The 19,973-nt window shown below is 71.4% G+C and carries 16 protein-coding genes; 7 read left to right on the forward strand and 9 right to left on the reverse strand.

The features are described 5' to 3' along the window. Nucleotides 1-8: 8 nt before the first annotated feature. Nucleotides 9-473 carry a hypothetical protein gene (locus ACQPZ4_RS43335; protein WP_433049988.1) on the forward strand — a complete coding sequence of 155 codons (465 nt, stop codon included), beginning with the start codon at nucleotides 9-11 and terminating at the stop codon, nucleotides 471-473. Here the strand turns inward: ACQPZ4_RS43335 and ACQPZ4_RS43340 are convergent. Beyond that, a complete protein-coding gene (locus tag ACQPZ4_RS43340; protein WP_433049991.1) occupies nucleotides 460-1,233 on the reverse strand; it encodes an aldo/keto reductase in 774 nt (257 codons plus the stop codon). The genes ACQPZ4_RS43335 and ACQPZ4_RS43340 overlap by 14 nt on opposite strands. Before the next feature lie 36 nt (nucleotides 1,234-1,269). Here ACQPZ4_RS43340 and ACQPZ4_RS43345 point away from each other — a divergent pair, with 36 nt between their 5' ends. The 3 genes from ACQPZ4_RS43345 (at nucleotide 1,270) to ACQPZ4_RS43355 (ending at nucleotide 3,649) form a co-directional block, all read left to right on the forward strand. Further along, nucleotides 1,270-2,625: a GH1 family beta-glucosidase gene (locus ACQPZ4_RS43345; protein WP_433049994.1), complete on the forward strand. Its 1,356-nt coding sequence runs from the start codon at nucleotides 1,270-1,272 to the stop codon at nucleotides 2,623-2,625. 69 nt (nucleotides 2,626-2,694) lie between these two features. After that, nucleotides 2,695-3,105, forward strand: a complete 411-nt coding sequence (locus ACQPZ4_RS43350) for a hypothetical protein (RefSeq protein WP_433049997.1) — start codon at nucleotides 2,695-2,697, stop codon at nucleotides 3,103-3,105. A 124-nt stretch (nucleotides 3,106-3,229) separates the two neighbouring features. Continuing rightward, nucleotides 3,230-3,649: a winged helix-turn-helix domain-containing protein gene (locus ACQPZ4_RS43355; RefSeq protein WP_433050000.1), complete on the forward strand. Its 420-nt coding sequence runs from the start codon at nucleotides 3,230-3,232 to the stop codon at nucleotides 3,647-3,649. Nucleotides 3,650-3,659: 10 nt separating this feature from the next. On the opposite strand, the gene ACQPZ4_RS43360 is transcribed toward ACQPZ4_RS43355, so the two are convergent. After that, nucleotides 3,660-6,521, reverse strand: a complete 2,862-nt coding sequence (locus ACQPZ4_RS43360) for a BTAD domain-containing putative transcriptional regulator (protein WP_433050003.1) — start codon at nucleotides 6,519-6,521, stop codon at nucleotides 3,660-3,662. Nucleotides 6,522-6,577: 56 nt separating this feature from the next. On the opposite strand from ACQPZ4_RS43360, the gene ACQPZ4_RS43365 reads away from it, so the two are divergent. Further along, entirely contained in the window at nucleotides 6,578-7,477 is a 900-nt protein-coding gene (locus tag ACQPZ4_RS43365; protein WP_433050006.1) for an alpha/beta fold hydrolase, read from the forward strand. Nucleotides 7,478-7,494: 17 nt separating this feature from the next. Here ACQPZ4_RS43365 and ACQPZ4_RS43370 read toward each other — a convergent pair whose 3' ends face one another. From ACQPZ4_RS43370 to ACQPZ4_RS43390, 5 genes are all read right to left on the reverse strand, one after another. Continuing rightward, nucleotides 7,495-8,235, reverse strand: coding sequence for an ABC transporter permease (locus tag ACQPZ4_RS43370; protein ID WP_433050009.1), 741 nt, complete (start codon nucleotides 8,233-8,235; stop codon nucleotides 7,495-7,497). Between the two features lie 5 nt (nucleotides 8,236-8,240). Then, nucleotides 8,241-9,107 (reverse strand): ABC transporter ATP-binding protein, encoded by an 867-nt coding sequence (locus ACQPZ4_RS43375; protein WP_433050012.1) that lies wholly within the window; start codon nucleotides 9,105-9,107, stop codon nucleotides 8,241-8,243. Then, the gene (locus ACQPZ4_RS43380; RefSeq protein ID WP_433050015.1) at nucleotides 9,107-9,412 is read right to left on the reverse strand and encodes a winged helix-turn-helix domain-containing protein; all 306 of its coding nucleotides are present in this window, start codon (nucleotides 9,410-9,412) and stop codon (nucleotides 9,107-9,109) included. Before ACQPZ4_RS43380 ends, ACQPZ4_RS43375 begins: the two co-directional genes overlap by 1 nt. Further along, a complete protein-coding gene (locus ACQPZ4_RS43385) occupies nucleotides 9,409-10,053 on the reverse strand; it encodes a transporter (protein ID WP_433050018.1) in 645 nt (214 codons plus the stop codon). The genes ACQPZ4_RS43380 and ACQPZ4_RS43385 overlap by 4 nt, the downstream gene beginning before the upstream one ends. Nucleotides 10,054-11,877: 1,824 nt before the next feature. Next, nucleotides 11,878-15,054, reverse strand: coding sequence for an efflux RND transporter permease subunit (locus ACQPZ4_RS43390; RefSeq protein ID WP_433050021.1), 3,177 nt, complete (start codon nucleotides 15,052-15,054; stop codon nucleotides 11,878-11,880). A gap of 125 nt (nucleotides 15,055-15,179) precedes the next feature. Between ACQPZ4_RS43390 and ACQPZ4_RS43395 the strand changes: the two genes are divergently transcribed. Both ACQPZ4_RS43395 and ACQPZ4_RS43400 read left to right on the forward strand, forming a co-directional pair. Continuing rightward, entirely contained in the window at nucleotides 15,180-15,656 is a 477-nt protein-coding gene (locus tag ACQPZ4_RS43395; protein ID WP_433050023.1) for a MarR family winged helix-turn-helix transcriptional regulator, read from the forward strand. Nucleotides 15,657-15,687: 31 nt separating this feature from the next. Beyond that, the gene (locus tag ACQPZ4_RS43400; RefSeq protein ID WP_433050025.1) at nucleotides 15,688-16,938 is read left to right on the forward strand and encodes a cellulase family glycosylhydrolase; all 1,251 of its coding nucleotides are present in this window, start codon (nucleotides 15,688-15,690) and stop codon (nucleotides 16,936-16,938) included. Between the two features lie 9 nt (nucleotides 16,939-16,947). Here ACQPZ4_RS43400 and ACQPZ4_RS43405 read toward each other — a convergent pair whose 3' ends face one another. Together ACQPZ4_RS43405 and ACQPZ4_RS43410 are read right to left on the reverse strand one after the other, a co-directional pair. Beyond that, a complete protein-coding gene (locus ACQPZ4_RS43405) occupies nucleotides 16,948-17,955 on the reverse strand; it encodes a WxL protein peptidoglycan domain-containing protein (RefSeq protein ID WP_433050027.1) in 1,008 nt (335 codons plus the stop codon). Between the two features lie 59 nt (nucleotides 17,956-18,014). Continuing rightward, on the reverse strand, nucleotides 18,015-19,967 hold the full coding sequence (locus tag ACQPZ4_RS43410) for a fibronectin type III domain-containing protein (protein ID WP_433050029.1): 1,953 nt from the start codon (nucleotides 19,965-19,967) through the stop codon (nucleotides 18,015-18,017). Nucleotides 19,968-19,973 lie beyond the last annotated feature (6 nt).

Consider the following 19,973-nt stretch of genomic DNA (forward strand, 5'->3'; position numbering starts at 1 on the left):
TTGGCGCCGTGGAGAGGTGGGTGCCGTTCCGGCGGTCGCGCCAGGACAAGGTCGTGGACCTCGTCCGGCGCGTCGCCGACGCCGGTGATCCGGGCGAGCACGGGCAGGGCGTCGAGGTGGTGGTCGAGGCGCCGCGCACGAAGTGGTGGCGGGCCCTGTTCAACCGCGACGACACCCTGGCCCAGGCCCGGATCGTGGTGACCCGCGAGGGCGGCGAGGTGCGGTACCCGTTCGACATCCAGCTCGTCACGGCGTACGGCGCCGGCGCGGCCCATCGCCTCGGCACCCGCCCCGGATGGGCGGTGAGCAACTCGGCCGGGATGGCCTTCGTCATCCAGAAGGGCACCCACCGCACCGGCTTCGACTTCGAGGAGCTCACCGCCGGCGCGGTGGCGGCCCTGGCCAGGCTGCGCCGCAAGCCTCAGGAGCGCGGCTGGCGGGCCCGGATCGACCGGGACATCACACGTCGTTGACCGTGGCGATCTCGTCGGCCGTGAGCGAGAACTCCAGGACCGCGAGGTTCTGGGCCATCCGCTCCGGGTGGGTGGACTTCGGGATGATGACGACGTCGTGGTGCAGCTGCCAGCGCAGCACCACCTGCGGCACGGTCACCCCGTGCGCCTCGGCGATCTTCACCAGCCGCGGGTCGTCCAGCGGCGTGTTCTTCAGGGCGCTGTAGCCCTCGACCACGACCCGGCGGTCGCGCATGTCGTCGAGGAACCGCGGGTCGTGCTGGGCCGGGCTCCACGGGACCTGGTTGACCACCGGCGTCTCGCCGGTCTCCTTGATGAGCTCGTCGACCAGGGCGGTGTCGTAGTTGCTGACCCCGGCCGAGCGGATCCGCCCGGCGTCGCGCTGCTCCAGGAAGGACACCCAGGTCGGCAGCGACCTGCCGCGGGCCGGCGGCCAGTGGATGAGCCACAGGTCGACGAAGTCCACCCCGAGCGCCTTGAGGCTCGCGTCGAGGGTCTGGCGCTCCTTGCCCGCCTGCGACGGCGGGAGCTTGGTGGTGATGAAGACCTCGGAGCGGTCGAGGCCGCTGTCGCGCAGGGCCCGGCCGATCTCCTCCTCGTTGCCGTACATGGTGGCCGTGTCGATGTGGCGGTATCCGGCGTCGAGGGCCGCCCGGGCCGACTCGTACGCCGACCGGCCCGTGATCTGCCATGTGCCGAAGCCAATGGTCGGCAGGTTCACGCCCGGCGCCAGCTCCACGGCTGGAATCTCGTGTGCCATGGGCCAATCTTGCCTCGAAGCGATAGCGTGCGCCGTATGCCGGATCTACCGCAGTTTCCGCCGGGCTTCCGCTTCGGCGTGTCGACCGCCGCGTACCAGATCGAGGGCGCCGTCGGCGAGGACGGCCGTGGACCGTCCATCTGGGACACCTTCGCCCACACGCCGGGGCGCGTCCGGGACGGCCACACCGGCGACGTGGCCTGCGACCACTACCACCGCTGGGCCGAGGACCTCGACCTGATCAAGGGCCTGGGCGCCGGCGCGTACCGCTTCTCCGTCGCCTGGTCGCGCGTCCAGCCCACCGGCAGCGGCCCCGCGAACCCGGCCGGCCTGGACTTCTACGAGCGCCTGGTCGACGGGCTGCTCGAGCGCGGCATCGACCCGCTGGTCACCCTCTTCCACTGGGACCTGCCGCAGGAGCTGCAGGACCAGGGCGGCTGGGCCAACCGGGACACGGCGATGCGCTTCGGGGAGTACGCGGAGCTGCTCGGCGAGCGCCTGGGCGACCGGGTGAAGCTGTGGATCACGCTGAACGAGCCGTACATCCACTTCGCCCTCGGGCACGTCCAGGGGGTCCACGCGCCCGGCCTGCAGATGATGACCGACCAGCTGCCCGTGGTACACCATCTGCTCCTGGCTCATGGTCTTGCAGTTTCGGCGCTGCGGCGGACCTCGAGCGCGCCGGTCACGCTCGCGAACAACCACTCGCCGGTCTGGCCCAAGAGCGATTCGGACGAGGATCAGCTCGCCGCCGCCGTCTACGACCTGGTGCAGAACCACCTGTTCACCGACCCGATCCTGCTCGGCCAGTACCCGCCCGGCTACGAGTTCCTGACCACCGCCGACGTCGACTCGATCATCATGGAGGGCGACCTCGAGGTGATCTCCCAGCCGATCCAGGCCATGGGCGTGAACTACTACAACCCGTCGCTGATCGCCGCCCCGCCGGAGGGCGACCCGCTGCCCTTCGTCCGCCTCGACATCGAGGGGTACCCGAAGACCGCCTTCGACTGGCCCGTCGTCCCCGACGGCCTGCGCGAGCTGCTCGTCGGCATGAAGGAGCGCTACGGCGACCGCCTCCCGCCGGTCTGGATCACCGAGAGCGGCTGCTCCTGGCCCGACCAGGACGACCAGTTCCGCATCGACTACATCGCCGGCGACCTGCGCGCGCTGCGGGCCGCGATGGACGCCGGGGTCGAGGTGCACGGTTACTGCACGTGGTCGCTGCTGGACAACTTCGAGTGGGCGGAGGGCTACCACCAGCGCTTCGGCCTGGTCCACGTCGACTTCGACACGCAGGTCCGGACGCCCCGCCGCTCCTACGACTGGTACCGGGAGGTTTGCACCGCAGCTGCACCCCAGCCGGACTTGCAGCGCGACCCGACCGGATGACACGGTGAGTGCGGCGGAATCCGTAGCGTTGCGCAGGTCAGTCCTGTGCAGCCGTTGGGAGTCCCCGCCGTGGCCGAGCAATACGCCGGAGCCCTGCTCTACCTGGTCCCCGTCCTCGTGGCGGCGGTCGTCGCCTTCATCGTGACGCGGCCGGAGAAGGACGAGGAGCCGTCGCCGGTTGTGGATGCTTTGCCGCGGCGCCCGGTTTCTTCGGTCTCGCGGCCGCGGATTCCGGGGCAGCGGACGTACCAGCCGCTGAACCGCCGCGCGAACCCCTCGACGGTGGCGCCTTCCCCGTCGCCGACGCTGCTGCACGCCGCGCTGTCCTCGCACCTCGCCGCGGTGGCGGGCGCCTCGGCTTCGTCTTCGGCGCCTTCGTCGTCGTCCATTCCGGCGGTACGGCCGGCGCGGCTGGTCTCGATCCGGCGGCCGGCCCGCATTCCGCGGCGGGCGATCCACCGCTGCCCGCACAAGCCGTAAATCGGGATCTGCTTTCTGCCGCCGCGAGCCTGGCTCGCGGCGGCTTTTTGCTTCCAGCGTCTCGGCTGATACAGGTAGCGGCTATTTATGGCCACATGGCCGTATGGGTGATAGCGTCGCGGCCATGCTGGATCGACGTTCCGGGATTTCGCTCTACCGCCAGATCGCCCACGACCTGCTCGATCGGATGCAGGGCGGAGAACTCACGCCCGGCTCGGAACTGCCCAGCGAGAACACCCTGTCCCTGGACTACGGTGTCAGCCGCGACGTCATCCGCGACGCGATGGCAGTGTTGCGTGCCGAGGGGGCGATCTCCACCACCCGCGGGCGCCGCTCGACGGTCCGGAAGGCGCCGGAGGTACGAGAGATTCTGGCGCCGCAGGCGGCCCGGATCACCGTGCGCATGCCGACGTACGAGGAACGCCACCGGCTCGACATGCTCGAAGGGGTACCGCTGATCGTGGTCCACACCGACGAGCTCGAGTCCTACCACCCCGCCGACCGCGTCGCGATCATTACGCCGCCTGCCGACGAGCCGGCCTGATCGGTGGACCTCAGAGGAAGTCGGCGACCGGGCCGAAGGTGAGGACTCCGCTGCCGGCCGCGTACTCGTGGGCGGCCGGCGCGAGCTCCGCCGCCAGCGCTCGATGCGCCTCGGTGTCGTCCAGTTCGATCGCCGCCCGCGCCGCCACGCACAGCCGCGCCTCCCACAACAGGTCGCGCGGGGACGGCGGCAGGTTGCGCAGGGCCGCCCGGGCCTCATCCAACCGGCCGCCTCGGATCAGCAGCAACGGCCGCGCCCACGGTTCGTACGGGCCCAAGTCGTCGTTCGGACCCAAACGGTCGATCGACAGCAGGGCCAGGCCCAGCAGACCCGCGCGCATTCCCGGCATCTGCGCCGTCGCCAGGTGGGCGTCGGCCCGGCGGTAGGAGGGTTCGCGCGACGTGCGCATCGCGGCGTACCACTCGGTGAAGACCGGGACCACCGGCAGCGAGTACGTCTCCGACAGCGCATCCGCCGCGGCCGCATGGGCGTCGGCGGACGCCGAGTCGTTCAGCGCGCACGACGACTGCACCGCGATCAGGTGGCCCAGCACCTCGAACGTCACCAGCCCGTGGGTACGCGACACATCGAGGAGCTCCTCGGCAATCGCCAGGCGTTGCGAAGCGCGGCCCGGCGACGCGAAGCAATGCAGGAATCGCGCGTTCAAGGCCAGCGCCCGCAGCTGTGCATTCGCGCCCGACAATGCGTATGCCTCGTCGGCGCCCCGCGGGTCGCCGCGGCCGCGCAGTTCCATCGCTTCGGCGATCAGCAGCCGCGCCCGCGCCTCGCCCGTGGTGCCGGGCAGGGCGCTGCGCGCCGCGGCCACGATCGCCGCGGACAGGGGCTCGTCGTCGTTGCGGGGCCAGATCGCCGGTACCGCGAACTCCGCCGTCGAGCCCTTCGCCAGTGCCGCCGCTCTGAGGTGGCGGGACTCGTCCAGGTGGCCGATCACGGCGAGGGCGCGGCTCAGGCCCAGCAGCGAGTCCACCGTGCCGCCGCCGTGCGCGACCGCCTGGCGCCAGAGGCGGGCGGCCTCGTGGGGGTTGTTGCGGTGCTCGGCCAGCACGGCGGCGGCCGCCGAGTAGCGGGCCGCCCGTGCCGCCGTGGCCCGGGTGCCCGCGGCGGCGAAGTGGTACGCCAGGGTCGCCACGTCGTTTGGGGCCAAACGGTGCGCGACTTCGCCGGCTTGGGTGTGCCAGGATTGACGGCGAGGGGTGGACAGGTCGCCGTAGATGGTGTCGCGGACCAGGATGTGGGCGAACCTGGTGCCGTCGGTCAGGAACCCGGCGCGGGTCGCGGCCTCCAGGGCGTCCACGACGTCGGTGCGGGCCAGCGCGGCGAGCAGCTCGGGGTCGATGTCGCGCCCCAGGATGGAGGCTTGGCGCAGAACTTGACGAGTGGGCTCCGGCAGCTGGGCCAGGCGGTGCCGGATCACGTCGCGGACCCCCGGCGGCACGGTGCGCAAAGCGGCCGGACCATCCGCGGCGACGAGGCGGGCCAGTTCGCGCACGAAGAACGGATTGCCGGCCGTTCTTTCCTGCAGCAGGTGTACCTCCCGTGCCCCCAACCCCCGCCCGACGACCTCCCGCACCAGAGCGGCCGTCGCCGGTTCGGCGAGGCCGGACAGCCGGACGCGCAACGGCTCCGCGCGCGCGAGCCGGGCCAGGAACGCGGTGAACGCGTCGCTCGGATCGGTGTCGCGCGCCGTCGCGAGGAGCCGCACGCCGCCGGGCAGGGTCGCAAGCACATCCCACACGTCCCGATCGGCGCGGTGGACGTCCTCGGCGACGAGCAGCACCGGCGCCAAGGCCGCCAGCTCGGTACCGGCGGTGCGCAGATCGGTCCAGGGCCAGGTGCCGGGAGCGCCCTCGTACTCGCCCGCCCTCCCCCACCGCACCGTCCAGCCGCGCGCCTCCTGCTCGCGCGCGAACGCCTCCGCCAACGCGCTCTTCCCGGCGCCCGCCTCGCCCTCGATGAGCGCCACCGACGCCCCACTGCCACGCAACCGCGCCAGCTCAGCCTCGCGCCCGAACAACACCGACGACACAACGCCACGCAATTGAGCCGGCTCGGAGTCGCGGCCGGACGGTGGCGGCGCGGCCGGCTCCGCGACCGACTGCGTCAGGATGTCCGCCTCCAACGCACGCAGCGCCGGCCCCGGGTCGACGCCGAGCGACGAAACCAGCACCTCGCGCGCCTCGCGCAACGCGGAGAGGGCGTCACCCTGGCGGTCCGAGCGGTACAACGACAACGCCAGCAACCGCCAGGACTCCTCGCGCAACGGGTGCGCCGCCACCAGCGCGCGCAGGTCGGCGGCCGCCTCCGCCGCACGGCCCGCGGCGACCAGGGCCGCACCACGGCGCTCCCGGGCCAGCTGATGCAGGTCGTCCAGGCGGTCGATCTCGGCGCGGGCCCAGCCTTCCGCGGCCCACTCCCCGTACGCGGGGCCGCGCCACAAGGACAGGGCCTCGTCCAGCGCCGCGAGCGAACCGGCCCCGGGCCCCGGCGATGCAGCCTCGTCCCGGCGCGCGAGCGAGCCGTCCGCGACCAGCTGCTCGAAGCGCCACGCGTCCACCGAGGAAGCCCGCAGCGCGTACCCGGGCGGGGCGGTGATCAGCACGCGCGCGGGCGTGCGCGGCCTGCGGTCCGGCTCCAGGGCGCGGCGCAGGTCGGCCACGAACGTGCGCAGCGCGCCGAGGGCTCCGGCCGGCGGCGTGCCCGACCACACGTCGTCCACGAGCACGTCGAGCGGGACGACCCGCCCGCGGGCGATGAGCAGGCGGGCGAGGATCGTGCGGTGCCGGGGGCCTTTGAGCGGTACGACATCGGGATCCCGGGCTTCCAGAGGACCCAGAACGCCGAAAGAGAGCACGAGTCGATTATTCGCCGCTGATCGGCTGCTGATCGGGGCGGTGCACGGTGGGCGGCATGAGTTTTTCGTACCGTCGGATCGAAGTCGCGCCGAATGTCTCCCTCAACGTTGCCATGTGCGGCAGTGGCAGCCCGATCGTGTTGTTGCACGGATTTCCGCAGACGCACCTGATGTGGCGGCATGTGGCGCCCCGGCTGGCGGCGGCCGGGCACACGGTCATCTGCCCGGATCTGCGCGGGTACGGGGACAGTGACAAGCCGGACGGTACCGGCGAATATGCCAAGCGGGTGATGGCCGCCGATGTCATCGCGCTCGCGGAGGCGCTGGGATTCGAGCGGTTCGCGCTCGCCGGGCACGATCGCGGGGCCCTGGTGGCGATCCGGGCCGGGCTCGACCACCCCGAGCGGATCACCCACCTGGCGTCGCTGGACGTGCTGCCGACGCTCGATTCGTGGGAGGTACTGCAGGGTGTGGGCGGGGTCGTCGGCTTCCACCTGTTCCTGATGGCGGCCCCGGCGCCGCTGCCCGAGCTGCTCATCGGCGGGGCGCCGGACGCGTTCTTCGGCCACTTCCTCGACGCCTGGGGCAACGGTTCACTGCCGGCCGAGATCCGCCAGGTGTACCTCACTGCCTCCCGCAACGCCGTTGCGTCCATTGTGGCCGATTACCGCGCGACCGCCACAGTGGACGTCGAGCACGACGCGGCCGACCGGGCCGCGGGGCGCAAGCTCGCGATGCCGGTGACGGTGCTGCAGCAGGACTGGGGCGCGGCGCTGGGCTTCGACGCCGCCGCGCGCTGGCGGGCCTGGGCGGCGGATCTGTCCCACCACACCGTCGCGGCCGGGCATTTCATGGCGGAGGAGGAGCCCGAGCTGGTGGTACTGCACCTGCTCGAGCTCCTCACCCGAACTCCCGCCTCCCCCGATGCCTCGGCGCTGAACCAGCGCGTCAGCTGAAGCGGGCGGCCCCGGCGCTAGCTGAAGCGGGCGCCCTCGTCGCGTTTGAAGGCCCACGCGGCGAGGGCGGCCATCGCGACCGTCCACACCGCGAACGCGACCATCGACGTCGTGGAAAGGTCGAAGTCGCCGACGGCGGCCCAGAGCAGCTCGACCGCGCCGCGGGTCGGCAGGTACGGCGCGATCGTCTCGACGAACCCGGGCGCCTGACCCGGGGCCGAGAGCAGGCCGCCGCCGAACGCCAGCGGGAAGAAGATGATCTGGGCGACGGCGAGGGCGGCCTTCATCGGCAGCGCGTACCCGATGGCCAGGCCCATGAAGGTGAACGGCAGCGCGGCGAGCACCACGGCGCCGAGGCCGAGCAGCAGCCCGGTCCAGCTCGTGGTGGCCGCGGTGAACAGCCAGCCGATGATGACGACCGGCACCAGCGAGATGGCCATGAACGTCAGGCCGGACAGGATCCGGCCGGCGAACGCGCTGGCGGGTCCCGCGGGCAGCGTACGGGTGAACGGGTCCCACGGCTGCGCGCGGTCCTCGCTGACGCCGACGCCGTAGTTGAACAGCGAGCTGGTCATCACCGCGAACATCACCATCGAGGCGGTGGCGAAGGTGGCGCCGACGGGGTCGCTGCCGGCGAACGGTACGACGAAGAAGAGCATCGACGCGGCCGGGAAGAACGCCCCGCCGACCACGGCGATCGGGATGCGGATGGTCTCCAGGATGCGGAAGCGGGCGTGGGTCAGGGCGAGCGAGGTCATGGCGCCTACCGTCCGGTGCTGGTGAGGGTCAGGAAGGCCTCTTCGAGCGTGGTCGGCTGGACCTGGAGGCCGCGGAACGGGACGCCGGCGTTGACCAGGTCGCGCACGAGCTGGTCGGCGTCGGCGGTCAGCAGGGAGGTACGGCCGTCGGCCTCTTCCATGCCGACGACGCCGGGCAGCTCGGGCAGGTCGCCGCTGGCGAGGCTGACCCGGTGGATGCCGACCATGGACCGGATCGCCGCGACGGTGTCGTCGGCCAGGATCCGCCCGTGGCCGACGACGACCACCCGGTCGGCGAGCGCCTCGATCTCCTCGAGGTAGTGACTGGTCAGTACAACCGTGCCGCCCTTGCTTGAAAAGTCGCGGATCGCGTCCCACAGCGCGCGGCGCGCCTCGACGTCGAGCCCGGTGGTGGGTTCGTCCAGGAACACCAGGCGCGGGCGGCCGACAAAGGCCAGGGCCACCGCGAGCCGGCGCTTCTGCCCGCCCGAGAGTCCACCCGTCTGGCGGCGGGCCATGTCGGTGAGGCCGAACTGGTCGAGGAGTGCTGCCTGCGGTACCGAATCCGGAAAATGCCGCGCCACGAACTCGACGCACTCGTGGACCCGCAGGGTGGACGGCAGCCCGGTCTCCTGCGGCGTCATGCCAATGCTGCGACGGTACTGCGGGTCGCGCGGATCCCCGCCGAACAGCTCGACGGTCCCGCTCGTGGGGCGGCGCAGCCCGACCAGCAGATTGATGAGCGTGGACTTCCCGGCGCCGTTCGGGCCGAGCAGGCCGAGCACGCCGCCCTGCGGGATGTCGAGCGAGACGCGGTCGAGGGCGAGGGTGTCGCCGTAGCGACGGGTGACGTCGATGGCGCGGGCGAGCATCAGGACTCCTTGAGGGGTGGGTCGATCAGTGCCCGTAAGGCGGCGGTGTAGTCGTCGAACGCGACCCGGCCGCGCCGCGTGAGGCCGGCGGAGGTCGTCGGGGTCCGGCCCCGGAACGACTTCACGACCTCGACGTAGCCCGCTTGTTCGAGCTTCGTCAGATGTACCGACAGATTGCCGGCGGTCATGTCGAGAACCTGCTGCAGCCTCGGAAACGTCATCCGGTCGCCGTCGCCGAGACTCGACAGCGCGGCCATGATCCGCAGGCGCGCCTGGACGTGGATCACGGGATCGAGCTCGCTCACGCCTTCCGCATCCGTTCCCTGAACTGCAGGATCAGCCCGAGCAGGATCAGCCCGCCGCCCCCGCCGAGCGAGATGATCAGCGAGTGCCAGCCGGCCCCGGCGGCGACCCCGGCGATGTTGATGACGGTGAGCCAAGCGCCGAAGACGAACATGTCGCGGGAGATCCAGATCGCGGCGCCGCACATGTACATCGCGCCGACGAGCGCCACGGACGAGGTCGCCCAGAGCAGCCCGCGCTCGGGTTCGGGCAGCAGCTTCGCGAAGTGGCTGATGGTGCTGCCGAGCCCGGCGAACGCGAAGAACCACGCGAGGCCGTAGGCCGTGCCCTGCCAGCTCGAGCGGCCTTCGAGCGCCCGCCCGCGCACGGCGCTGACGAACATGGTGCTGACCATCGCGAGGGCCATGAGTACGAAGAGGCTGGTGAGCGGGAGCCATTGCGGCAGGTTCACGTAGACGCGCCCGTCGGGGCCGTAGCGCAGGAACAGCAGGCCGAAGCCGATGAGCCAGGCCAGCCCCCACGGCACGTAGTAGAGCAGCGGGTTGAGCGCCACGACACGGGCCGCGTTGGCCCGCTCCTTGCGAATGAGCTCAAGCGACTCAGCAGCCGACGCCGGCGGCGCATCATCATCGACGGGGGTCATGCAAAGAACTTTACGCCATAAACTCGTTTACGCAACCCCGTCGATCGCGGGCCTGTGTCCTGGACGCCCGGCCAGCGCCTCTGACCTGCGACAACGTGGAGGCGCACTTCGTGTCGACTCAAGTCACCACTTGCGTCAGCGCCACATTTGGCCGCCGACGGGTTGGGTCACGCGCCTGACCTGCAGCGGAACGCGCCGCCAGCCGCAGCAGGGCCGCGCGAACCTGCGTCAACTCAAGTCACCCACTTACGTCACCGTCACCGCGGCCGGCCGGCGGGCTGGCCGGGCTGGCCGGGCTGGCCGGGCTGGCCGGGCTGGCCGGGCTAGCGGGCTGGCCGGGCTGGCCGGGCTAGCGGGCTGGCCGGGCTGGCCGGGCTAGCGGGCTGGCCGGGCTGGCCGGGCTAGCGGGCTGGCCGGGCTGGCCGGGCTGGCCGGGCTAGCGGGCTGGCCGGGCTGGCCGGGCTAGCGGGCTGGCCGGGCTGGCCGGGCTAGCGGGCTGGCCGGGCTGGCCGGGCTGGCCGGGCTAGCGGGCTGGCCGGGCTGGCCGGGCTGGCCGGGCTAGCGGGCTGGCCGGGCTGGCCGGGCTAGCGGGCTGGCCGGGCTGGCCGGGCTAGCGGGCTGGCCGGGCTGGCCGGGCTGGCCGGGCTAGCGGGCTGGCCGGGCTGGCCGGGCTAGCGGGCTGGCCGGGCTGGCCGGGCTGGCCGGGCTAGCGGGCTGGCCGGGCTGGCCGGGCTGGCCGGGCTAGCGGGCTGGCCGGGCTAGCGGGCTGGCCGGGCTAGCGGGCTGGCCGGGCTGGCCGGGCTAGCGGGCTGGCCGGGCTGGCCGGGCTAGCGGGCTGGCCGGGCTAGCGGGCTGGCCGGGCTAGCGGGCTGGCCGGGCTGGCCGGGCTAGCGGGCTGGCCGGGCTGGCCGGGCTAGCGGGCTGGCCGGGCTGGCCGGGCTAGCGGGCTGGCCGGGCTGGCCGGGCTGGCACATGCTCGGACCCTGCAGCGAAGTGCGCCGACGGGGCGCAACGGCGGGCTGCGAGGCTGCGGCGGCGCGAACTTGCGTCAACTCATGTCAGCGGTTGCGTCACCCAACCGCCTTCGCGCGCGGCTGGGGCCGGGCCGTCCCAAACGGGCCGCCCCTGGCACCGCGGATCAATCCCGACTGCCGGCGACCCACAACCGCCGGCGAGCCGGCCCTAGGCGGCGCAAGGCGCCGGCCACCCGCAGCCAACGGCGGCCCGCAAGCCCTTCCTGGCGCCGCCGGCGCCACCAACCGCGAACCGCAAGATCCGCCCGGCGCCGCAAGGCGCCCCACCACCAGAAACCCCACGGCAGACCGCAAGCTCTCCCAGGCGCCGCAAGGCGCCCCGGCCCGCAACCACCACGAACCGGAAACCCGCTCCTCCGCCGAAGGCGCCCTCGGACCGGGACCACCGAACGACGACCACGGCGGACCCGGCAGCGAACGACGGACCTGGACCACCGAACCGCAACCAAACTACGGTCCGGACCACGCTAACTGCGGTGCATAGGGCAGGCCGGAGGCGCCCCGAACCCACGACCAGGTGTGGCCCGGTGCCGCCCAGCCCAGGCGGCCGAACCCCGCCCACCAAAGCGCCGGCGCGATCGCGCGCGCGGACGTACGAGCCGACCAAAAGCCCGACTGCCAAGGCCCATTTGCGCACACACAACGGCGACTGCGGGACGTGCGGCGGCGGGGCGTTCCGGTCTTCCCACGCTATCAACCCCCACCAAGTTGATCAGGGATCGAGTCGCCGCCCCATCACACACAGCGAAGCCGGCCACCGAAGAAGGTGGCCGGCCTCAAAACTGTGCTATCAGAGCGACGAAGGCGCCGGCTCCAAGGGATCAACCCGGTGCCGCCCGTCCGGCTCCCCGCCCTCAGGCTCCGAAGCCGTCAACGGCGAAGCGTGCCGACCGGCGCGGCGCTCGCGGCGCTTCTCCTTCGTGGACTCGACCATCGTGTAGAGGGTCGGGACCAGGACCAGGGTGAGCAGCGTCGAGCTCACCAGGCCGCCGATGACCACGATGGCCAGCGGCTGCGAGATGAAGCCGCCCTCGCCCGTGAGGCCGATGGCCATGGGCAGCAGGGCGCAGATCGTCGCCACCGCGGTCATCAGGATCGGGCGGAGGCGGCGCCGGCCGCCCTCGACCACCGCTTCGCGGACGTGCATTCCGGATTCCTGGTACTGGTTGATCAGGTCCATGAGCACGATCGCGTTCGTGACCACGATGCCGATGAGCATCAGCACGCCGATCATGGCGGGCAGGCCCAGCGGGGTGCCGGTGGCCAGCAGCAGGATGATCGCGCCGGTCGCCGCGAACGGGATGGAGACCAGCAGGATCAGCGGCTGGGCCACGCTCTTGAACGTCGCCACCATGATGATGAAGACGATCGCGATCGCGGCGAGCATGGCCAGGCCCAGCTGGCCGAACGCCTCGGCCTGGTCCTGGCTCGCGCCGCCCAGGCTGACCGTCGCGCCGGCCGGCAGGCTGAGCTTGTCGAGCTCCGTCTGCAGGCTGGCCGAGACCTTGCCGAGGTTGTCGCTGTCGGCGCGGCCGGTGACCGAGGCGCTGCGGTTGCCGTCGATACGGGTGATCGACACCGGACCGGCGTCCTGGGTGACGTCGGCGATCTGGTCGAGGCGGATCACCGGCGGGTTGCCCCCGACGGGGATCTGCAGGGCCTTGAGGTCGTTCAGCGTGGCCGGGGCCGGGCCGGAGCGCAGCACCAGGTCGCGCTGCGAGCCGTCGATGGTCATCTGGGTGAGCGTCTGGCCGCGGTACGCCGCGGAGACGATGCCGCCCACCGCCGCGTCGCTGAGGCCGTAGCGGGCCGCCTGGTCGCGCTTGACCTTGACGTCGATGCGCGGGTTGCTGGCGGCGAGGTTGCTCTCGACGTCGTTGATGCCGTCGACGCCCTTCATGGCCGTCTCGACCTGCCCGGTGGCCTTCGCGAGGTCGTCGGGGTTGTTGGCCTTGATGATGACCTCGAGCTGGTCGCCCGAGCCGCCGCCGCCACCGGAGGTGATCTTCACCGTGCCGACGCTGTCGCCGGCCGCCGCGACCTGGGTGCGCAGCTCGTCGATGACCTTCTCGACGTCGGTGCCGTCCTTCGCGGTGACCGAGAAGTTCGACGTGTTGCCCGACTGGGCGCCCGCGAAGCCGAAGCCGGCCGAGGCGCCGATCGTGGCCTGGTACGCCTCGATGTCGGACCGCCCGCCGAGCAGGTCCTCGATCTTCTTGGCCGCCGCGTCGGTGGTGGCCAGGCTGGAGCCGACCGGCAGCTCCTGCGAGATGGAGAACTCGGTCTGGCCGGACTGGTCGATGAAGTTCGTCTTCAGCAGGCTCGCCAGGCCCATCGTGACGATGAAGACCACGATGCTGACGGCCACGGTGATCCAGCGGGTCGCCCGGCTGCGGGTGACCCAGGAGATGACCGGCACGTACGTGCGCTGCAGCGGGCTGCGCCGCTCCTTCTCCAGGGCCTTGGCCTCGATCGCCTCGCGCTCCTCCTCGGTGAGGGCGGACTTGCGGCGGCCGAGGAACCAGTACGCCATCACCGGCACCACGGTCAGCGCGACGAACAGCGAGGCGAGCAGGGCCACCGCGATGGTGACCGCGAACGGCCGGAACAGCTCGCCGGCCAGACCGCCGACCAGGCCGATCGGGAGGAACACGGCCACGGTGGTGAGCGTCGAGGCGACGACCGCGCCGGTCACCTCCTTCACGCCGGTCAGGATGGCGTGGATCTTTTCTTCGCCGTACTCGAGATGTCGTTTGATGTTCTCGAGCACCACGATCGAGTCGTCGACCACGCGGCCGACGGCGATCGTGAGCGCGCCGAGGGTCAGCAGGTTGAGCGAGTAGTCGCCGACCCACAGCCCGATGAGCGCGACGACCACCGACAGCGGGATCGACACCGCGGTGACCAGGGTCGAGCGCAGCGACACGAGGAACACCAGGATCACGATCACGGCGAAGAGCAGGCCGAGCGCGCCCTCGGTGGACAGGCTCTTGATCGACGACTCGACGAACGGCGCCTGGTCGAAGACCGAGGTCAGCCGGGCGTCGCCGCCGAGGCTCTTCTCCAGGTCGGCGAGCTTGTCGCGGACCGCGTGGGAGATCTTCACGGCGTTGCCGTCGGGCGAGGCCGTGACCGAGATGCCGAGGCTGGGTTTGCCGTTGGTGCGCGTGATCGAGGTGGCCTCGACGGTCTTGAGCTCGACCGTGGCCACGTCGCCGAGCTTCGCGGTCGGCGTGACGTTGAGGTTCTTGAGCTCGTCCAGCGTGGTCAGGGTGCCGCCGACCTGCACCGCGAGGGACTTGTCGCCCTCGGTCAGGGTGCCGGCGGGGAAGGAGACGCCGTTGGACTTGAGCGCGGCCGTCAGCGACTGCGCGTTGACGCCGGCCGGGATCGCCTTGGCCGGGTTGAGCGTGATGAGCACGTTCTGGGTCTCGGCGCCGGTCACCTCGACCTGGCGCACGCCCTCGATGCCCTGCAGCTCCGGTACGACGACCTGGTTGAGCTGCTGCGCGAACGCGATCTGGTCACCGGTCTTGGACGCGGCCAGGACCACGGCGGGCAGGTCGTCGGTCGAGCCGGCGATCACCTGCGGGTCGACGCCCGTCGGCAACTGCGTCCGGATACGCGTGATGGCCGTGTTCATCTTGTTGGTGATGTCGTCGACCGAGGAGCCGAAGTCGAACGACACCTGCACCGTCGCCACGCCTTCGCGGGTGGTGCTGGTGATGTCCGTCAGCCCGGGCACGCCCTGCAGCGCGCTCTCGATCGGTTCGGTCACCTGCTGCTCGACGATGTCCGGCGACACGCCCGGGTAGGACGCGACCACGAAGGCGGCCGGGAAGTCGATCGAGGGGATGAGCTGTTGTTTCAGTGATGGGATGGCAATGGCGCCGAAGCCCAGGACGACGATCGCGATGATCGCGACCAGCCCCCGGTTCGCCAAACTGAGCCGGGCGAGAAACGACATGTCTGGAGTCTTCTTCCGGTCGGCTACGACAAGCGTTAGTTCGTGTGATGCTAACGGTTCGCCTCGCGCAAAGTTTATCCAGGGGGTAAAACATTGCTGTGAACACTCACAGGGAAGCGCTCCTCTTGCGAGTCGCCGCCGCCGATGAGCGGATGCGCGCCCTGCTCGCGTACGACCGCACCAATCCGTTGCTATCAGTCAACCTCACGATGCAGCAGCTCAAAGTACTTATGCTGGTATCCCGGCACGACGGCATCGCCTCCGCCGAGCTCACCCGCCGCCTCGGTGTGAGCCTGGCCACGCTGTCCGGCATCGTGGACCGCCTGGTGGCCCAGGGCTACGTCACCCGGTCGGAGGACGCCCACGATCGCCGCATCCGCCGCATCCACCTCTCCCCCGCCGGGCGCGAGATCCTGTTCGAGATCAGCGACGGCGGGACGAAGGCCCAGCAGCGCCTGCTCGCCCGCCTCGACGACGAGACCCTGGGCATGCTCGCCTCGGTCCTGGAGCGCGTGATCGAGGTCGCCGTGGCCGACGCGCTCGAACAGGACAACGACGACCCCGCGCCGCCGGAGGACCGGTTCATCCCCGCCGCCGGGTAGGTCCGCCCGGCATCGGGTAGCCGCCGACCCTATGCGGAGCCTGTTGGTCCTGATCCTCCTCGCCGGCGCCGTCCTCCTGGCCCCGGCCGAGGCCGAGGCGGCCGAGACGACCCAGGGCATCCAGGTCCGCAACGGCAGGCTGGTCGAGGCCAACGGGAGTGACCTCGTGCTGCGCGGGGTCAACCACGACTTCATCTGGTACCCCGACAAGAACGGCTCGTTCGCCGCGATCAAGGCGACCGGCGCCAACGCCGTGCGGGTGCCGCTGGGGATGGGGTACCAGTTCCGCCGTACCAAGCCGGAAGAGGTCCGCACGATCGTCGGGCTGTGCCGGCAGCAGCGGCTCGTGTGCATCCTCGACGCGCACGACACGAGCGGGTTCGGGCAGGACAAGAAGGCCGTACCGATGGCGGATGCGGTCGCGTTCTGGCTGTCGCTGAAGTCGGAGCTGGCCGGCCAGGAGGACCACATCATCGTGAACGTGGCCAACGAGCCGTTCGGCGTCGGCGCCGACTGGCCGTGGGCCCAGCAGTCCGCCGACGCGATCCGGACGCTGCGCGCGGCCGGGTTCAAGCACACGCTGCTCATCGACGCGCCCGGCTGGGGCCAGGACGAGGCCTACATCATGCGCGACAACGCCGAGCAGGTGCGCGCGGCCGACCCGACCGGCAACACCGCGTTCGACATCCACATGTACGGCGAGTTCGACAACGCCGGCAAGGTGAACTCCTACCTGGGCTCGTTCACGCGCCGGAAGCTGCCCGTCATCATCGGCGAGTTCTCCGGCGAGCACGAGTGGGGCGACCCCGACGAGGACGCGATCATGGCCTACGCCGAGGGCCACTCGGTCGGCTACTTCGGCTGGTCCTGGAGCGGCAACGACACGCCCTACAGCTACCTGGACCTGGTCCACGACTTCAATCCGGCCAGCCGCACGGCGTGGGGCGAGCGGTTCCTCACCGGGCCCAACGGCATTTCGACGGACACGAGAGAAGCAACGACCTTCCGCAACGGTACTGCCGGTGCCTCACTCAAGGTCACCGACGTCACGAAGGACAGCGTGACGCTCACGTGGCCCCGGCGCTCCAGCGGTACCACCTATCTCGTCTATGCGGTGAACGGGGCGAGCCAGTCCCGCATCGCGGCGACCAAGCGCACCGAGGTCACCCTGCGCGGGCTCAAGGGGTCCACGGAGTACACCTTCGCGGTCCAGGCCCGGGGGCTGCTCGGCACCCGCTCGCCCCGCTCCTCACTCGTCTACGCGGTGACCCCGCCGGCGTGAAGCCCTCGCCTACGCGGTGACGCCGCCGGCCTGAAGCGCCTTCTCGACCGCTTCCCGTACCCGGGCGTCCTGGCGGGACTTGGTGCGCCTCAGGAGGTACCGGATCAGGAACACGAGACCGATGAGCACGAGGAGCCCGGCGAGCCACAGCCACGGCACCACGACCGTGCGCGCCTCCGCGGTGACGACGGGCAGCGAGGTGGTGGAGCCGGACGCGTCGGTCAGGCGGGGGGTCAGCGACGCGCGCGCGGTCAGCCACCCGGCCCGCGGGACGCCGTGCACGGGCACGGTCACCTGCCAGGTCTCGCCGGGCAGCAGCTGCGGCGGCGCCTGCACGGTGCCCGCCCCGGTGCGCAGCAGCCCGAACGGCCCGGCCACCGACACGTCCTGGTCGGCCGAGAGGATCGCGTTGCCGGTGTTGTGGATGGTGTACGTCACGGCGGCGTCGCCCCCGTCGAAGTGCACGGCCAGCCGCTCGACCGCGAGCGCCGGGTGCAGCGCGCCGCCGACCCGCAGCTTGATGGCGATGCCGAGGCGGCGCTCGACGGTGATGCCCTGGGCCTGGTCGGGCTGGGCGAGCGCGGTGACGACGCCGCCCGCGTAGTCGCCGGGCGTGGCGTTGCCGGGTACGTCGAGCGTGAACGGCACCTCGGCGCTCTGGCCCGGCGCGACGGTGACGGTGGCGCCGCCGGCGTGCAGCCAGGCCCCGATGCCGATGGACTTCTTGTCCTTGGTGAGCAGGTCCAGCTGCCCGGTGCCGGTGGTGAAGCCGTCGCCCGCGTACACCGCCAGGGTCAGCGGATCCTTGCCGCGGTTGGCCACCACCATGGCGTCCTTGACCTGGCCGCCGGGGTTCACCGCGTAGCTGTAGCTGGAGCGGTCGGAGCCGTAGGAGTTCGAGGCCGTCCGCACCGTCCAGGCGACGTCGCCGTCCTGCGCGTGCGCGGGGGTGGCGAGCCCGATGGCGGCGAGCAGGGCCAGTACAACGGCGGCAGTGGCGGTGGTTCGTAGACGCATGGCGTGTCCTCGCTCATGTGGAGGCGGGACGGGCCCGGGAGCCCGCCCCGCCGATCAACTCAGCTGCTCAGCGCGGTGATGGTGAGCGTGGCGCGGTACTCACCCTTCGCGACGTCGCCCGGGATCTTCAGGTCGAGCCCGGCACCCAGCTGGGCGTTGCCCTTGGGGTGACCCTGCTCGGCGTACCCGAGCTGGCGCGACACGGAAAGGCCCGTGCCGTGGTCGTCGAAGCCGGACGCGACGGGGGCACCGGCCTTGGCGCCCGCACCGGGGGCCAGGATCTTCGGCGTCCAGCCCAGGTAGGAGCCGGAGAACGTCTTGTCGGCGTCACGGAAGTCGCTGACGCTGGCCGAGACGGACCACGGCGCCTGGGTGCGGCGCGTGTCGGACACGACGATCGGGTTGAGGCTGCCGCCGGCGGCGAAGTACTCGCCGTTGTGCTCCTGCGCGGTGCCCAGGTTGACCAGGCCGTTGTGCCCGTCGATGGTCCACCCGAACTCGCCGGGGGCCGCGGTGGGCACGTTGACCTGCAACTGCTGGGCGTCGCCGTGGTACGGGTGGATGGCCACCTTGTCGACGACCGAGCCCACCGGCTGGTTGGCCGGCGTGTTGTTGCACCACGCGACGTTGCCGCGCTCGACCGCCGCGTTCGGGGCGGCGCAGGTGCCGCTGCGGAGGTTCTGCACGACGAGCTGGTCGCTGCGGACCTCGACCTTCACGTAGGAGCGCACGTGCTCCTGGTTCTGGACCGAGTTGTACCAGTAGTCGTTCGGGTTCAGCGGGTCGGCGCCGTTGCCCGCGCCGCTGGTGCCGCTGTTGTCGGGGGCGGTGATGTCGTAGTACTTCGACCCCGACGCCGAGTTGCCGGTGACGTAGATGACGCCGCCCGGGCCCGGGTACACGTCGGCCGCGCCGGGCTGCTCGTCCGGGTTCGCCTTCGCGCCGTTCTTGATCTCGTAGCTGCGCGAGTACGAGTGGTCGTGGCCCTGCAGCACCAGGTCCACACCGAGGTTGGAGAAGGCGGTCGGGAAGTCCACCCGGCGCGTCTTGTTGTCCCCGTCCTTGGCGTGGTCGGCCGGCGAGTAGATGGCGTGGTGGTAGACCAGCACCTTCCACTTCGCGTCGGCGCCGTGCTGGTTGATGACGTCGGTGACGTACGCGATGTGCGCCGCGTCGCCGCCGCCACCCGAACCGGTGGTGTAGGAGTTGCTGTTCAGGTCGATGAACAGCACATCCTTGTAGATGTACCAGTAGTCGCCGCCGGACGTGTTCGACGCCGGGTTGCCGTTGGCGTAGAGCGGGCCGGAGCGGTCGGTGTTCGGCGTGAACAGGTGCTGCTCGTACGCCTTGCCGCCGACGTCGTGGTTGCCGATGGTCGCCGCCCACGGGTACTGCCGCAGCTTGTCCGAGGACAGGAACGCGTCCCACTGCGACTCGGTGTTGGCCGTCTCGACCTGGTCGCCGCCGGAGACCAGCAGCTCGGCGTTCGGGTTGGCCGCCAGCGAGACGTCGAGCGTGTCCCGCCAGCCCGCCGCGTCCTTGGCCACGTCGCCGGACGAGCCGATCTGCGGGTCGCCGTAGAACAGGAAGTCGTAGTCGCCCTCGAAGTCCTGGGTCTTGAAGGCGAAGGTCGACGACCAGTTGCCGTCGGTGCCGACCCGGTAGGAGTACTGGGTGTTCTCCTGCAGGCCGGTGAGCACGGCGTGGCGGTTGAAGCCGCCACTGGTGGCGATGTTGGCCCCGCCGATCGCCGCGAACGTCGCCGCCGACGCCGGGAACGCCCCGTTGTCGAGCGCCGCCGTCGGGGCGACCTGGACCAGCTGGGCGGTGTCGACCGAGGAGTACCAGGTCACGATGCGCTGGGACTCGTTGGCGCCGACGCCGAGGATGATGCCCGTGAGGTTGGCCGGGTCCGCGGCCGCGGCGGGTGAACCGCCGGTGCCGATGGCCATGGCCAGCCCCAGAAGCGCCGCGGTGGCCGCTGCGGCCACGCGCGAGGTGCGTTGGTTCATCGGATT

Origin of the sequence: Dactylosporangium sp. CS-033363 (assembly GCF_050942475.1) — a bacterium.
In the GTDB taxonomy this organism is placed as follows: domain Bacteria; phylum Actinomycetota; class Actinomycetes; order Mycobacteriales; family Micromonosporaceae; genus Dactylosporangium.